Annotated in this window: 18 protein-coding genes; 5 read left to right on the top strand and 13 right to left on the bottom strand. The window is 28.5% G+C overall.

The window, feature by feature from the left end; translation table 11 throughout:
- Nucleotides 1–104: 104 nt before the first annotated feature.
- From BS62_RS05820 to BS62_RS05790, 7 genes are all read right to left on the bottom strand, one after another.
- Complete coding sequence (locus tag BS62_RS05820; protein WP_496490310.1) at nucleotides 105–1,280, bottom strand: NAD(P)-dependent malic enzyme; 1,176 nt, start codon at nucleotides 1,278–1,280, stop codon at nucleotides 105–107.
- Between the two features lie 34 nt (nucleotides 1,281–1,314).
- Nucleotides 1,315–1,860 carry a Fe-S-containing hydro-lyase gene (locus BS62_RS05815; protein ID WP_496490335.1) on the bottom strand — a complete coding sequence of 182 codons (546 nt, stop codon included), beginning with the start codon at nucleotides 1,858–1,860 and terminating at the stop codon, nucleotides 1,315–1,317.
- Between the two features lie 23 nt (nucleotides 1,861–1,883).
- Nucleotides 1,884–2,723 (bottom strand): fumarate hydratase, encoded by an 840-nt coding sequence (locus BS62_RS05810; RefSeq protein ID WP_496490309.1) that lies wholly within the window; start codon nucleotides 2,721–2,723, stop codon nucleotides 1,884–1,886.
- A 214-nt stretch (nucleotides 2,724–2,937) separates the two neighbouring features.
- Complete coding sequence (locus BS62_RS05805) at nucleotides 2,938–3,789, bottom strand: NAD(P)/FAD-dependent oxidoreductase (protein WP_496490308.1); 852 nt, start codon at nucleotides 3,787–3,789, stop codon at nucleotides 2,938–2,940.
- A gap of 15 nt (nucleotides 3,790–3,804) precedes the next feature.
- Nucleotides 3,805–4,122 (bottom strand): thioredoxin, encoded by a 318-nt coding sequence (gene trxA / locus BS62_RS05800; protein ID WP_496490307.1) that lies wholly within the window; start codon nucleotides 4,120–4,122, stop codon nucleotides 3,805–3,807.
- Nucleotides 4,123–4,348: 226 nt separating this feature from the next.
- Complete coding sequence (locus BS62_RS05795) at nucleotides 4,349–5,536, bottom strand: MORN repeat-containing protein (RefSeq protein WP_496490306.1); 1,188 nt, start codon at nucleotides 5,534–5,536, stop codon at nucleotides 4,349–4,351.
- A 273-nt stretch (nucleotides 5,537–5,809) separates the two neighbouring features.
- The gene (locus BS62_RS05790; protein ID WP_496490305.1) at nucleotides 5,810–6,646 is read right to left on the bottom strand and encodes a DUF166 domain-containing protein; all 837 of its coding nucleotides are present in this window, start codon (nucleotides 6,644–6,646) and stop codon (nucleotides 5,810–5,812) included.
- 198 nt (nucleotides 6,647–6,844) lie between these two features.
- Here BS62_RS05790 and BS62_RS05785 point away from each other — a divergent pair, with 198 nt between their 5' ends.
- Nucleotides 6,845–7,195 (top strand): hypothetical protein, encoded by a 351-nt coding sequence (locus BS62_RS05785; protein WP_496490304.1) that lies wholly within the window; start codon nucleotides 6,845–6,847, stop codon nucleotides 7,193–7,195.
- A gap of 26 nt (nucleotides 7,196–7,221) precedes the next feature.
- Here BS62_RS05785 and BS62_RS05780 read toward each other — a convergent pair whose 3' ends face one another.
- The 4 genes from BS62_RS05780 to glpK form a co-directional block, all read right to left on the bottom strand.
- Nucleotides 7,222–8,238, bottom strand: a complete 1,017-nt coding sequence (locus BS62_RS05780) for a 3'-5' exonuclease (protein ID WP_496490303.1) — start codon at nucleotides 8,236–8,238, stop codon at nucleotides 7,222–7,224.
- 179 nt (nucleotides 8,239–8,417) lie between these two features.
- Entirely contained in the window at nucleotides 8,418–8,945 is a 528-nt protein-coding gene (locus BS62_RS05775) for a hypothetical protein (protein ID WP_496490302.1), read from the bottom strand.
- Nucleotides 8,946–9,108: 163 nt separating this feature from the next.
- Complete coding sequence (locus BS62_RS05770) at nucleotides 9,109–9,888, bottom strand: sulfite exporter TauE/SafE family protein (RefSeq protein ID WP_496490301.1); 780 nt, start codon at nucleotides 9,886–9,888, stop codon at nucleotides 9,109–9,111.
- A 133-nt stretch (nucleotides 9,889–10,021) separates the two neighbouring features.
- On the bottom strand, nucleotides 10,022–11,551 hold the full coding sequence (glpK, locus tag BS62_RS05765; RefSeq protein ID WP_496490300.1) for a glycerol kinase GlpK: 1,530 nt from the start codon (nucleotides 11,549–11,551) through the stop codon (nucleotides 10,022–10,024).
- A gap of 141 nt (nucleotides 11,552–11,692) precedes the next feature.
- Between glpK and BS62_RS05760 the strand changes: the two genes are divergently transcribed.
- Nucleotides 11,693–11,968, top strand: coding sequence for a DUF1294 domain-containing protein (locus tag BS62_RS05760; RefSeq protein ID WP_496490299.1), 276 nt, complete (start codon nucleotides 11,693–11,695; stop codon nucleotides 11,966–11,968).
- 41 nt (nucleotides 11,969–12,009) lie between these two features.
- Here the strand turns inward: BS62_RS05760 and BS62_RS05755 are convergent, their stop codons facing one another.
- Complete coding sequence (locus BS62_RS05755; RefSeq protein ID WP_496490298.1) at nucleotides 12,010–12,885, bottom strand: tRNA 2-thiocytidine biosynthesis TtcA family protein; 876 nt, start codon at nucleotides 12,883–12,885, stop codon at nucleotides 12,010–12,012.
- A 226-nt stretch (nucleotides 12,886–13,111) separates the two neighbouring features.
- Between BS62_RS05755 and BS62_RS05750 the strand changes: the two genes are divergently transcribed.
- Genes BS62_RS05750 through BS62_RS05740 form a run of 3 tightly spaced genes read left to right on the top strand, consistent with a single transcriptional unit; the run spans nucleotide 13,112 to nucleotide 14,199 of the window.
- Nucleotides 13,112–13,336: a spore coat associated protein CotJA gene (locus BS62_RS05750; RefSeq protein WP_496490297.1), complete on the top strand. Its 225-nt coding sequence runs from the start codon at nucleotides 13,112–13,114 to the stop codon at nucleotides 13,334–13,336.
- On the top strand, nucleotides 13,336–13,611 hold the full coding sequence (locus tag BS62_RS05745) for a spore coat protein CotJB (RefSeq protein ID WP_496490296.1): 276 nt from the start codon (nucleotides 13,336–13,338) through the stop codon (nucleotides 13,609–13,611). The genes BS62_RS05750 and BS62_RS05745 overlap by 1 nt, the downstream gene beginning before the upstream one ends.
- A 15-nt stretch (nucleotides 13,612–13,626) precedes the next feature.
- Nucleotides 13,627–14,199 carry a manganese catalase family protein gene (locus BS62_RS05740; protein WP_496490295.1) on the top strand — a complete coding sequence of 191 codons (573 nt, stop codon included), beginning with the start codon at nucleotides 13,627–13,629 and terminating at the stop codon, nucleotides 14,197–14,199.
- A 27-nt stretch (nucleotides 14,200–14,226) separates the two neighbouring features.
- Here BS62_RS05740 and BS62_RS05735 read toward each other — a convergent pair whose 3' ends face one another.
- The gene (locus BS62_RS05735; protein WP_496490294.1) at nucleotides 14,227–15,465 is read right to left on the bottom strand and encodes a cation:proton antiporter; all 1,239 of its coding nucleotides are present in this window, start codon (nucleotides 15,463–15,465) and stop codon (nucleotides 14,227–14,229) included.
- Nucleotide 15,466 lies beyond the last annotated feature (1 nt).

Here is a 15,466-nt window from a genome sequence, read left to right as displayed (position 1 = left end):
TAATCACCCCGCTTTTATATCTATTATATACTATAATGATTCTAAATTACTACATTTTTGAACAAATAAAGAGGTTATTCCTTATGGAACAACCCCTTTATTTGTTATATTCTAGCTACATTAGTTTTTATCGCAGCTTCTTTAACTGCATTAGCTACATTAATAGCAACTTCTTTGTTAAATGCCTTTGGAAGTATATTATCTACATTTAGGTCTTCTTCTTTTATAGAATTTGCTATAGAATATGCTGCTGCTATTTTCATTTCTTCGTTTATTTCACTAGCTCTTACATCTAATGCCCCTCTAAAAATTCCTGGGAAAGCAAGAACATTGTTTACTTGATTAGGGAAATCAGATCTTCCAGTACCTATAATAAATGCTCCACCATTTTTTGCATCTTCAGGCATTATCTCTGGGTTAGGGTTTGCCATAGCAAATATTATAGCTTTTTCATTCATACTTTGTACCATTTCCTTAGTTAACACTCCTGGACCTGAAACACCTATGAACACATCTTTATTTTTTATTACTTCTTTTAATGTTCCTTTTTCATTATATTTATTTGTTGTTTCAACAATTTCTTTTTGTGCCCAGTTTAAATCTTCGCTTCCCTTATGAAGAACTCCTGTTTTGTCACATAATACTATATTTTTTGCACCTAAACTTAATAACAGCTTAGATATAGCTATTCCTGCAGATCCAGCTCCATTTACTAATATTTCAATATCTTCTATTTTTTTATTAGTAAGTTTTAGTGAGTTTATAAGGCCTGCAACTACAACTATAGCAGTGCCATGTTGATCATCATGAAACACAGGTATATCTAGTTCTTCTTTTAATCGATTTTCTATTTCAAAACATCTAGGAGCTGCTATATCTTCTAAATTTATTCCTCCAAATACCGGTTCAAGTAATTTAACAGTCCTTACTATTTCATCTACATCTTTAGTATCTAAACATATAGGGAATGCATCTACATTTGCAAAACTTTTAAAAAGTACTGCCTTTCCTTCCATCACTGGTATTGATGCACTTGCTCCTATATCTCCAAGGCCCAAAACTGCAGTTCCATCACTTACTACTGCTACTAAATTTGACTTTGATGTATATTCATATGCTAAGTTTTTATCCTTAGCTATTTCAAGACATGGTTGTGCCACCCCTGGAGTATATGCAATTGATAAATCATCTTTATTTTCAACTGCTACTTTGCTTTTTATCTCTATTTTACCTTTGTGATTTTTATGTAATTCTAAGGCTAATTGTGAATAATCTTTCATTTAGTTTCTCCTCTCTAGTTTCATTTTCTATATATTATTTTTTATATTTTTCTCTACCTAGTTTATATATACTATTTCCATTACAGTCTATAGCCACTATAGCTGGAAAATCAATAACTTCTAATTTTCTTATTGCCTCTGCTCCTAAATCTTCATAAGCTATAATATTTGATGATGTTATTGAGTTTGATATATATGCACCAGCTCCACCTATAGCTGCAAAATAAACAGCGTTATAATCTTTAAGACCCTCTACGACAATATCACTTCTAGACCCTTTACCTATCATACCTTTTAGTCCGAGTTTTAGTAGAGGTATAGTCAGGTCATCCATTCTATAACTAGTTGTAGGTCCTGCAGATCCTATAACTTCATCAGGTTTATTTGGTGTAGGGCCTACATAATATATTATTTGGTCTTTTATATCAAAAGGAAGATTTTCTCCTTTATTTATAGAGTTTATAAGCCTTTGGTGCGCCGCATCTCTAGCAGTGTATATAACCCCGCTTATACTTACCATATCCCCACATTTTAACTCTTTAATAGTATCTTCATTTATAGGCAAGTTTATCTTTTTAATTTTGCTCATATGTATATCTCCTTTTACAGTATTATCTCTTCATGTCTTGATGCATGACAGTTTATATTTACTACAACAGGAAGTCCTGCTATATGAGTTGGGAATGTTTCTATATTAACAGCTAATGCTGTTGTGTTTCCACCAAAACCTTGAGGCCCTATGCCTAGTTTATTTAATTCTTTTAACAAATCTAGTTCTAATTCTTTTATATGTTCAGATTCATTGTGACTTCCTATTGGTCTAAATAAAGCTTTTTTAGCTATTTGTGCAGCTTTATCAATAGTCCCTCCTATCCCAACCCCAACAACTATTGGAGGGCATGGATTAGGACCAGCAATACTTACAGTTTCTATTACAAAATCGCGTATTCCATCTATACCATCTGACGGCTTTAGCATTTTGCTTTTGCTCATATTTTCACTTCCAAAACCTTTGGGAGCAAATTTTATTTTTATCTTATCACCTTCAACTATATCATAGTGTATAATCGCTGGAGTATTATCATTGGTATTTTTTCTAAGTATAGGATCTACAACTGATTGTCTCAAGTATCCTTCTTTATATCCTTGGCGTACTCCTTCATTTATAGCATCAGTTATACTTCCACCACTTATTATAACTTCTTGTCCTATTTCAACAAAGAATACAGCCATACCAGTGTCTTGACATATAGGTATCTTCTTTTCTTTTGCTATTTTACTATTTTCTATAAGTATGTCTAATATATCTCTCCCTATTTTACTTTCTTCTTTTTCTTTATTTTCTTTTATTGAATTTATAACATCTCGTCCTAAGTTTATATTGGCATTTATACACATATCCCTAACTACTTTTATTATTTCGTTTATATATATAGTTCTCAAATTATCACTCCTAAATTAAATTCTTATTTATAAGTACATTTTATCATTAATTAATATAATTTAACAGTAAATAACTGAACAATATTTATATTTACTTAAATATTGTTTGTGTAAAATTCACTAGCCTCATGTCTTAAGCGGTATTAAAAAACAGGTAACTTACTCAAATAAAATAAACCCTTACTATATAGTAAAGGTTTATTTTATATTATATTTATTTTTTATCTAAATATGAGGCTGCATTTAATGCTGCAACTTGACCTTCACCAGCAGCTTTTATGTATTGATACGGCTTACCAATACAATCTCCAGCGGCAAAGCATCCATCTATATTTGTTTTCATATTTCTATCAACTTTTATATGATCTTCTTCAATTTCAAGGCCTGGCATTAAATGTTTAGGTGATACACTGTCTTTTAAAACAAATACACCATCAATGTCTATTTCGCTGTTTCTAAGAACTAGTTTATCGGCAAAGTTTGCTCCTGTTATTTCTTGAGGATAGTCTTTTATTATCTCTATATTTTCATTTATTTTATATTCTCCTCTATAAACAGGTATATAATAAACCTTTGATGCTATTTCACTTAGAAAATTAGCTTCTTCTTCTGCTTCTATGTTATAACCTACTATAGCAACTTTTTTTCCTCTATATAATGGTGCATCACAAGTAGCACAATATCCTACACCTTTACCTAAAAATTCTTCTTCGCCTTTTATAGGTTTTGTATATTCTACTCCTGTTGCTAGTATTACAGAAGTTGATTCATACATTTTGTCATTTACCATTATTGAGAAATAATCTCCCATAGCATATATATTATTTACTCTTTCTTCAGTTATACTTATATCCATTTTTTCTATATGTTCTTTAAAGCTACTTTTTAGACCTTCTCCATTTATATCATAAAGTCCTAAATAGTTATTAACCTTTGGAGCTTTAGTAACCTTAGAACTTAATTCATTAGATCCAAACATTATTATGTTTTTGTTTCTTATTTTAGCGTTTATAGCAGCAGAAAGGCCAGCTGGGCCACTACCTATTATTGCTATATCGTATCGCATTATATCACCTCTTATTTATATGTGCGCTTCTAGTTTAGCTTTTATGCTTTCCTTTGGTTGGAATCCCATTATTGTTTCAACCGGCTTCCCGTCTTTAAATACCATCATAGTAGGAACACTCATTATTTTGTATTGTTGAGCTAATTCCATGCTTTGATCAATATCTACTTTTAATATAGTTACTTTTCCTTCCATTTCTGAACTTAAAGCCTCAAGTACAGGAGCTACCATTTTACAAGGTCCACACCATGTAGCAAAAAAATCTACTAAAACTACACCATTACTATTTATAACTTCAGTTTGAAATTCGTTATTGTTTACTACTCTTAACATAATTAATCCTCCTAAATAAATTATTTATCTTATATATAAGATACATCAAATTTATATACATGTCAATATCGTAATATATGAATATTATATACAACTTGTAATATTACATTTATATATACACCAATATTATTAGTATTTAACAAAAAATTTATTATATATGTTTTTTATTTTTTAATTTTAACATATTTTGGATAATATTATGCCTATAATTTATAAATATTATTTTCTATTGATATACAAGAGGCTTTAAATCTTTTTTTGATATATATTTTTTTATATTTTTAATCACTTTCATTTCATTTTGACATATATTTAAGTTATTAATATGTCTAAATTCTTTACTATCTTTTTCATAATATTTTCCTTGTTCTATAACTAAGTTTTTTATTGTAACTTCTAGCCTACTTTCATCGTCAAATAAATATACTCCGTCATCGCACTTAAAGTCATATAACCAATTGCCTACATACTTATAATTGCCTTTTGAGATAAATGTACCTATTCCATGCTTTTTACCGTCTTTAAATTCTCCATTATATTGCTCTTTATTTGAATATATATACATTCCATCTCCATGAGGAACACTGTTCTTCCACTGACCTTGGTACTTATCACCATTTGAACATATTAATGTTCCATTGCCTTTTCTATATCCATACCCAAATTCTCCATCATACTTATCTCCATTTGAATATATATAAACTCCTTTCCCATGAGGAACATTATCTTTCCAATATCCTGTGTATGTTTCTTTATTTAGATTTGTAAATGTACCTAAACCATTTCTTTTTCCTTCTTTAAACTCTCCTTCATACTTTGAACCATTTGTATATATATATTTTCCATTTCCACTTTGCAAATCATTATACCACTGACCTATATACTTATTTCCTTTTGATGATGTAAACGTTCCCATTCCTTGTTTTTTTCCATTTACAAATCTTCCTTTGTACATGTCTTTATTTATATATTTATATGTTGCTAACCCTTGCATTTTACCATCTCTAAAGTCTCCATCATAAATTGTTCCATTTAAATATATATATTTACCTATACCATCCATTTTATCATCTTTCCATAACCCTATATATTTATCTTTATTTTGAAATAAACAAGTCCCTAATCCATGTCTTTCTCCGTTCTTAAATTCACCTTTGTATATATCTCCATTTTTATAGTAATAAGTTCCCTTTCCATGAGGTCGGTATTCTAATAATCCACCCTTATACTTATCTCCATTTTCATACTGTATAATTTCGTTTTTTGCATCTTTTTTAGATAGTTCTTGGGCTTTTTTAAGGCTATTATTTATTTTTTTATTCTTTCTATTCTTTAGTATTTTTGTTATAGGAAATATGATTAATAAATAAATCAAAATTACCCCTATAGATATAAGTCCAATATCAAACCACAATATAATCACCTCTTTTTACTGTATTATTAATATATAAGATAATAAACATTAAAAAATGTAATATATAATCTGACAATTTATTTTTAACTACTATATAATTTTGTCTAATTTTATATAAATATTTCCCGAGAAATATTTATATATCGAAATTTCTCCTAAGAAAATCGAATTCAATCATAAAAAGTAATAAATTCACACCCCTCATGTCGCCAACGACCTTGAGAAACAGGTCAGTTTCTCAATTTATCAGTTGGAAATTAAAAGAGGAATAGCTTAAGCCATCCCTTCTTCTAATAAAACTTTATTTGTTTTTACTATTTCAGCTTTTTCAAGAGCTTCATAATGAAGATATCCACCTATATGTAATATAGTATCCCCTATCTCTGGGTCTATTTTCATTCCACCCATACAAGGATAACTATGCCAGTATTTTGCAACAGTTTTTTTAGCTTCTTCTCCTATTTTTTTCCCTACTAGGTGTTTTGCTACATTGTATCCATTTCCACAAGGTGCAGATGTAATTACCACAACCTTTTTTATTATGTTATCATCATCTACATAAAATTTAAACTTAGGTTTTCCTATTCTAAACTCGTCTATAAATTTATTTATTACATCAAATTCTCCAGGTTTTAGGGCACAAAATGGCTTAGGAAAATCATATTGGATTTCATACTTAATACATTCTTTTATAGTCTCTTCCCTAGTCCATCTACTAACCCAATCACTATCCTCACAAGGAACTAATAGTGCTCCTATATTGCTTTTTTTCATAAGCCTTGGTAATTCAACTAATATATCTTCATGAATTCCTATAGCTATAAGTAAATCCGTTTTTTTAAAAGTATCTGGAAGACAATATTTTATATCATCTAAAAATAAAGGATTTACATCATCTAAATATATAATTTCAGTTATACTTTTTGAAAAATCTAAGTTGTATTTTTCTCTACACCAAAAGCATTTTTTACCACACACAGTACATACCTCTTTATCATCAGTTATATGTGGTATGAATTTGACGTTAGCAAATCTAGTATCTTGTTTCTTTTCAAATAAATTTTTTGGAAGCTTATCACTTTTTTTAGAACATATTATAGATATATTCATATTTACCCCCTGCTTTTATATATTTTCCCTATTAGATTATATCAAATATGTTTTGTTATTTTTGTAATACAAGGTACAAAATTCTGTTTATAAATATACAGGCTTTTTAATATTATACTTTTAGTTCTATATTATAATGTTATAAAAAAATACTCCATTTAATATAATATAGAGAATATATTTATTGGGGGTTGGGTTATGGACTGTATGTCTTATTATTACTTTGAGGTACATGTTTCTTACTGTATAGATGAGTGTAATTTAAATAATAAATATTGTGATAATATTTTTGGATATGAAGTCAATGAAGTTAGAAAAGGAGTAGTAAAAAGTGGAGAGGAAGGATTTAATTTCACTTGTGTAATTGATAATATAAAAAGAGATATTATAAAGGAACTAAAGTGTAATTGTGATGTTGATCATACTTCTATTAATATTAACATAAACAACGTAATAAAGATAATGTCATTTGATTATGAAAAAATAAAATGCAAAAAAGAAAAATACGATATATGTTATGTATTAGACTGTAGTAAATATTGCTGTTAATAATAAGAGCTGTTGATGGTATAAAATCAACAGCTCTCTTCTAAATAAGATATAATATTTATATTTTCAGATTTCATGTCTTCTTCATACCAATCTATTATTTTTTGTAATTCTGATGTATATTCTTCATAACTTAGTTTATACAACATTAAATCTTCTATTAGTTCTACCATATCCCAATATACATCTATTAGTAAATCAAAATATCCTTTTTCTATATTTTTTACTTTATCAAAAACATTTATTTTTCTATTTATATCTCTTAGGTCGTCTATATTGTTAATATCTATATCTTTTATTGATACTAGATAATCTCTAAATATCTTTAATATCTCAATTGAAAGTTCATTTAACTCATTTTGAATATTATTATTATTCAGTGCCTGCCTATAGTTTTCAAAATAGCTTTCAATTTCACAATTTAATTCTGTAAAAGGAGGCTTTATAACATCTTTTATTATAAGCAACTCTTGTAGTTCTTCATTTTCATTTAGAACTTCATCTAAAACTAATAGATTATATGCATCTGCTAATGGATCATGTACATCTCCAGTAAATTTTATGTTTGCATAATCTAATAAATTCTTTAAAGATATATAGTTTATACATTTTATACCATAGTCCATATACTTTTCCTTTAGATCTATAAACATATCTTTTATATTACTTACAAATCTAGGATGATTATATTTATCTGCACTTCTTCTATCTGTATGTGTAAAACAAGTTAAATCTAAGTTTCCAAAAGTGTATATCCCTTCTATGTTATTTAGGTTACCTAACCATTTTTTAAAATCTCTCATAACCTTTTCATAACTTGGAGCATCTTTCATATCTTCATTTCCTATGCCTGTTAATTCCTGTATATGATCATATATATCTTGATTACTTACAGTTTTAATTAGAGACTTAAAAGTATTTGTTTCTTTTGTATTTTCATCGTACATAACTGCACCTATAGCTATAATGTCTGCATTTACTATGTCTTTTCTACATTTATTACTTGGCATGTTCATTTCAAAGTCTATATATACTTTCTTCATAATGCTTTCCTTTCTATATGAAGTTATTATTACTTATATTGTATCACTTTTATATTATTTTTTCAGTTATTTAATAATTATCTCACAAATTCGCCTTGCTCGTATAGCCAACAACCTTGAAATATGTTCTGTTGCTCAAAATAATAAGCTAGAGATTAAAAAATCTCTAGCTTACTAGACTAAAAGCTTTGTGCTAATTTTAACTTATTTATATTTTGTTCTTGTTTTTCTAAATAACTATTTATATGTTTTATATATATGTTAGTATATTCTTCTACTTTTATAATGAAGTTATCTATTATCTCATCAAAAGATATACTTATATTTATTTTTTCATATATAGATCCAAAATCTTTTACATGTTCTAATATATCTATTTGGCAATTTTGCTCTATTAAACCTAATTCACGTTCTAATATATTATAAGGTACATAATCTAGTTTTTCGCAGGTCATTTCTAATACTTCCATGTTTTCTTTTAATGAATTGTTTATATTTTTATTTAATATATTAAACATTCTTATAAAACCTATATCATCTCTTGCTTTTGATAGCATATATCTAGTTTCTTCAATTGTCTCAACATTTTTTTCTCTAAACTTATTTTTTACTGTATTTATATTTCCTTTTATACAGTTTTCTATGACATTTAACTCTATTTTATATGAATTTATTTCTTCTTGTATTTTGCTCAAGACTTCTGACACAAAATCCCCCCCTTGATAAATAAAAAAACAATAATAATATAATTTATTCTACTATGTATATAATAATTCATCATACTAAATAAAAATCCCTTTTAAATTTAAAGAATATTTATACAATTAAATCTTGTATAAAAAATAACAACCATTAACTTTGGTTGTTATTTTATATTAATATACTTATCCCAGATATTAGCAAAAGTACAAAAGTTATTTTCATAAACAGCTTTTCACTCATCTTATAATGAAGTTTATTTCCTACTATCATACCAATAGCCAATCCTATTATAGATATAAGTAAATATATGTTAACTTCATATGTAAATTTTCCAGTTTTTATACCTTCGAAAGCTACTATTGAATTTAACGTTATCCATAATAAAGACAATGTAGCTCTAAAGTTAGACTTTTCTTTAATTTTTTCTGCAGCATATATAACTATAAGAGGGCCACCTGTTACAAACATTCCATGAATAATGCCCGATATAAATATCAAAGTATTCATAATTATATTTTTCCCTTTATTATTTTCCAAGTCTATAGTAGTATTTTGAGAATATGATATTCCATGTATTTCATTATCTTTCTTATTTTCTTTTATAATCTTTAATAATCCTCTTATGGATATAAGTATTATAAATAAAGGTAATATAGTTAATAAAAATTCATTTGGAACTTTATCATATGCCCACATACCTATTAATAATCCTATGACCATAATAGAAGTAATTTTTATATATTCTTTCCATAATATATCTTTGTATGATATTATAATTATCCATATAGACGCAAGTATTCCCAATACATTTAAAACTTGTTTTGATGTTTCAATTCCTACTAGCATTATACAAAAAGGCATTGCAAGAATAGTTCCTGCAAATCCTGTAATACCTTGTATAACATTAGACATAAATACAACTAAAGTGAAAAGTATAATAGTTATCATAATATATTACTCCTTATATTCATAGTTCCTTCTATAAAATACAGCAACTTGTTATCTTCCTTTACCTTATAATTATACAATATTATTCAAGGTATTAAAATAAAGAGTCTTAAAGACTGCCTGTAAGTTATAATTATACTTCTGAATTAGCTGATTCTTCTAAATCTTGCTTTTCCCATTCTAATGCCCTTTTTACCGCCTTTTGCCATCCCCTGTATAACATATTTCTTTTTTCTTCACTCATATTTGCTGTAAATTCTTTGTTCATACTTTGATTTTCTTTAATCTCTTTCTTGCTAGACCAAAACCCAACTGCAAGTCCTGCTAAATATGCAGCTCCTAGGGCAGTAGTTTCTATAACTGCAGGTCTATTGACAGGTACATCTAATATATTAGACTGAAATTGCATTAAGAAGTTATTAGCAGATGCTCCTCCGTCTACCTTAAGGGTTTTTAATTTTATTTTTGAATCTTCTTGCATAGCATTTAATACGTCCTTAGTTTGATATGCTATTGATTCTAATGTAGCTCTAACTATATGCTCTCTAGTAGAACCTCGTGTTAACCCCATTATGGTTCCTCTTGCATACATATCCCAATATGGTGCACCAAGGCCTGTAAAAGCAGGAACAACATATACTCCATTTGTATCTTCTACACTATTAGCATAAGTTTCTGATTCCTCTGCATTGTATATTATTTTTAATTCATCTCTTAGCCATTGAATAGCAGCGCCAGCTATAAATATACTACCTTCTAATGCATACTCAACCTTATTATCTACGCCCCATGCTATTGTAGTTAAAAGTCCATTATCTGATTTCACTATATTTTCACCTGTGTTCATTAGCATAAAGCATCCTGTTCCATATGTATTCTTTGCCATACCTTCTTCAAAGCATCTCTGACCAAATAGTGCAGCTTGTTGGTCCCCTGCATCTCCACTTATAGGTATTTGCGCTCCATCAAATAATTCAGGAGATGTAGCCCCATATACAAAACTTGATGGCTTAACTTCTGGCAACATACATTCTGGTATATCCATTTCTTTTAATAATTCTTCATCCCACTTTAATTCATTTATATTGTATATCATAGTTCTTGATGCATTAGTATAGTCTGTTACATGTACCCTTCCCCTTGTTAAGTTCCAAATTAACCAAGTATCTATAGTTCCAAATAATAATTCTCCCTTTTCTGCTTTTTCTCTTGACCCATTAACATTATCAAGTATCCATTTTATTTTAGTACCTGAGAAATAAGCATCTACAACTAATCCAGTTTTTTCCCTTATTGATTTTTCTAATCCCCTGTCTTTTAAGTCATCACAAATAGATGATGTTCTTCTACATTGCCATACTATAGCATTATGTATTGGTTTACCTGTATTTTTATCCCAAATAACAGCGGTTTCTCTTTGATTTGTTATACCTATTGCAGCTATTTCATCTGGTTTTATACCAGTTCTTTCTATGACTTCTCTTGCAACTCCTATTTGAGTTCCCCATATTTCCATAGGGTCATGTTCTACCCAGCCTGCATTTGGATATATTTGTGTAAATTCTTTTTTAGCAACTCCAATTATTGCTCCATCATGATTAAATAATATGGCTCTTGAGCTAGTAGTTCCTTGATCAAGGGACATTATATACTTCTTGTTCATAATTTCTCCTCCTAGTAATTATATAATCTACTATTATAAATTTAGCGACAGTTTTATGTTATCGATAAATATAAATGCATATAAACAATATTTATATTATAATAATATAATATATTATTTATATGAAAGGATTATATTAAGATGATATATGAAAATAACATATTAGTTTTGTTTTATTTGTTTTTAAATTTATTAGCTTTGATTGTTTATAAAATAGATAAAAACAATGCCATTAGTCATAAATGGAGAATTTCTGAAAACAATTTAATTCTCTGCGGTATAATAGGACCCCTTGGAGCTTATACTGGAATGAAAGTTTTTCATCATAAAACTCGAAAGACTAAGTTTAAGGTTTTAATTCCTATGTTTTTAATTATTCATATAATTTTTATTTTCTATTACTTTAAGACAATATAATATATTTAAACAAATAAAAAAGCAGGATTTAATCCTGCTTTTTACTCTTCATTTTCATCATTATAAAAATCTAAGAAAGAATACTTCTCTCCATCTTTTTGCCAACCTAATATGGCATCCATGTTTACATTTTGAGCTGCTTTGAAAATAGATTTTTCTACATCTTGGAAGTTAGGTTTTAATTGATTAATTAAATCCTTTATCTCATGTCTTTTATTACCAGTCTTTTTAGCAGCTACCATACAAGCACAGTTCAAAGGCCATATACCACTGTTTTGTATAAAACGTATAATATTTTCTTCTCTAACATAATATAGAGGACGTATTAACTCTAACCCTTCAAAATTTGTTGCGTGTAATTTTGGAAGCATTGTCTTAAAGTTACCTGCACAAAGTAAATTCATCATAGTTGTTTCTATAACATCGTCAAAATGATGTCCAAGGGCAAGTTTATTACATCCTAACTCTTGAGCTTTATTATAAAGTGCTCCTCTACGCATTCTAGCACACATATAACAAGGATAATCTTGAGCTATTCTATCTGCTACCTCAAATATTTGAGAATCAAACAAATGTATCGGTATATTTAAGTATTCGCAATTGTCTATTAGCAATTGTCTTATATCTTTATGGTATCCTGGATCCATAGCAATAAATTCTAGTTCAAAATTAATTTGACCATGTCTTTTTAATTCTTGAAATAGTTTAGCCATAAGCAAACTATCTTTACCTCCAGATATGGCTACAGCTATTTTATCTCCTTCTTCAACTAAACTAAAATCTTTTATAGCTTTTATGAATTTCGACCACAGATGCTTTCTATATTTTTTTATGACACTTTTCTCAATATCTTTAAGTGGTTGTCTTTCATCAAAAGGAACTATAATTTCACAGCCTTTACCTGCTAAATTGCTCATTTTATCACCTCAGTTTTCTGTTTGTTTTTATATTCATAAATGAACTTATTATATATATTTGACAATACACATAAAACTTATTTTATCATAAAATACATTATTTTTAATGATTAATTACAAATTTATCAATATAATTTTTTGTACAAAGCTGTAACAAATTTGTCCAATATTCATAATCTATTATTAGGTAGCTAGTCTACTTAATATCAGCAAGGAGGAATTGACATTGAACTACAATAACAATCAATGTAATACATGCGGAACTGGCAACAATAACTTAGCCAGACCATTTGTTGAAAATCAAGTTTTTGATAAAATGTATGATCCTAAAACAGCATTAAAATGCGGAACTATATTCCCAGAATTATACCTTTTATGGCAACACCCATTCCCAGAAATATATCTTAAAGATTCTAACTACAAGAATAAAAAGAATGGGGGTAAATACTAATGGCAGCTATGAATAGATGTGATTTATTAAAGGAAATACAACGAATTGAGTTTGTATGTTTGGATATGAATTTATATCTAGACACTCATCCTGATGATAGAAACGCTCTTGCAACTTTTAACTCATTTGCAAATCAGCTTGCTAAATTAAAATGCACCTACGAAACTTATTATGGCCCATTATTAAACTTCGGCTTTTCTCCAAGTAAATATCCTTGGCAATGGATAGAAGAGCCTTGGCCTTGGGAACCAGAATATTATCATAATCAAAAATAGGAGGGTCAAAGTTTTATGTGGATTTATGAAAAGAAATTACAGCATCCAGTTAATATAAAATGCAAAGATATAGAAATGGCTAAATATCTAATAACTCAATTTGGTGGACCAGATGGAGAACTAGGTGCCGCTATGAGATATTTAAGCCAAAGATATACAATGCCTACTGGCAAAGGAATGGCTCTATTAACAGATATAGGAACAGAAGAACTAGCTCACGTTGAAGTAATATCTACCATGGTATATCAACTTTTAAAAGATGCAACTCCAGATGAACTAAAAGCAGCAGGTCTTGGAGCTCATTATGCACAACATGCTAATGCAGTATATCCATCAGATGCAGCAGGAATTCCTTGGACTGCAGCCTATATTCAATCTACAGGAGATCCTATAACTGATTTGCATGAAGATATGGCTGCTGAACAAAAAGCATTAGCAACATATTATCGTCTTATAAGTATGACTGATAATGTAGATATTAAAGAAGTTCTAAAATTTCTAGCAGAAAGAGAAGTTGTTCACTACCAAAGATTCGGTGAAGTTCTAATGGATGTATACGATTTTGGAAATTGTAAAAAAGTATTCTAAGAAATATAAAGCCACTGATTAGTGGCTTTATATTTCTTCACGTAAATTTAATTTTTCTGCCAACCATTTTGTAGTACTTGCCTGTACTAAAATAGTAACTAATATAGTCATAAATACAACTGATGATATAATATCATTATTTGGCAGACCCATGGATACTATTATACTAGACAATGCAGCAGGTATAACTCCAGTTTCTCTTACCCACATCATAAAAATTATTTCATTTTTTGACCACATAGCTTTTCTATCTGGAAATGTACTTATTAATATAACTATAGGTCTTACTATAAACATCAACACTAATACTATAATTAATGACGGTAACCAATATTTATTTAAAACATTTAAGTCTATCTGAGTTCCTAGCACTATAAATATGGCCATACGGGAAAGTGTAGCTACATTTTCTCTAAAATGAAGGCCAGCTATATAGGCTTGTTCTGGTATCCATAGTCCAAATGTTTTTTTATTTCCAGTTACAAGACCTGCTACAAACACTGCCATATATCCGCTTCCACCAAACATAGATGCTGCTTCATATGCAAGTATACATATAAGTACAGATATAATCGGAGAATAATTATGAAGTATACCATATTTTTTATCTGATGTAAGTCCGATACCTATCAATGCAGATACTACTCCTATTAGCGTACCTACTATTATCATAGTCAACAATTCTATAAAACTTGTATTTAAAGATATTCTTCCAGTAGTTATAGCTGTAAGTACAGATCCAACTAATATAGCTCCTGCTGCATCATTAAATGCAGATTCGCTTACTACAGTTTGTTTTAATTTATTTTCTATATGAGCCTGATTAAATACAGGTATTAAGCTCGCTGGATCCGTTGATGATATTACTGCTCCTAATAAAAGTCCAAATATAAAATCAATATTAAATATATAGTAGGCTGCAAATGCTACTAATACACTAGTTACTACTACTCCTATTGTTGAAAGTATACTTACTGTTATTTTCACATTATTTAATACTCTTAACTTTACTTCTCTTCCACCCTCATATAGTATAAATGCAGATCCAAAAGTTAGTATCAAATCATTTATAATTGGATAACCCTCTAAACTAACTAAGTTAATAAAAGCAGGACCTACTAATATACCTGACAATAAAAATAATACAACATCAGGTATATTAATCTTTTCACTTATCCATGAACTTATTACTCCTATAATAGCTATTATACCAACTATAATTAATAAACTATCTGCACTAATTTTAGCAATTTCGTGAAATTCCATT

This window comes from Sporacetigenium mesophilum DSM 16796, assembly GCF_059569055.1.
The sequence above is the reverse complement of the archived record's forward strand: the minus strand, read 5'-3'. Positions and strand labels throughout refer to the sequence as shown.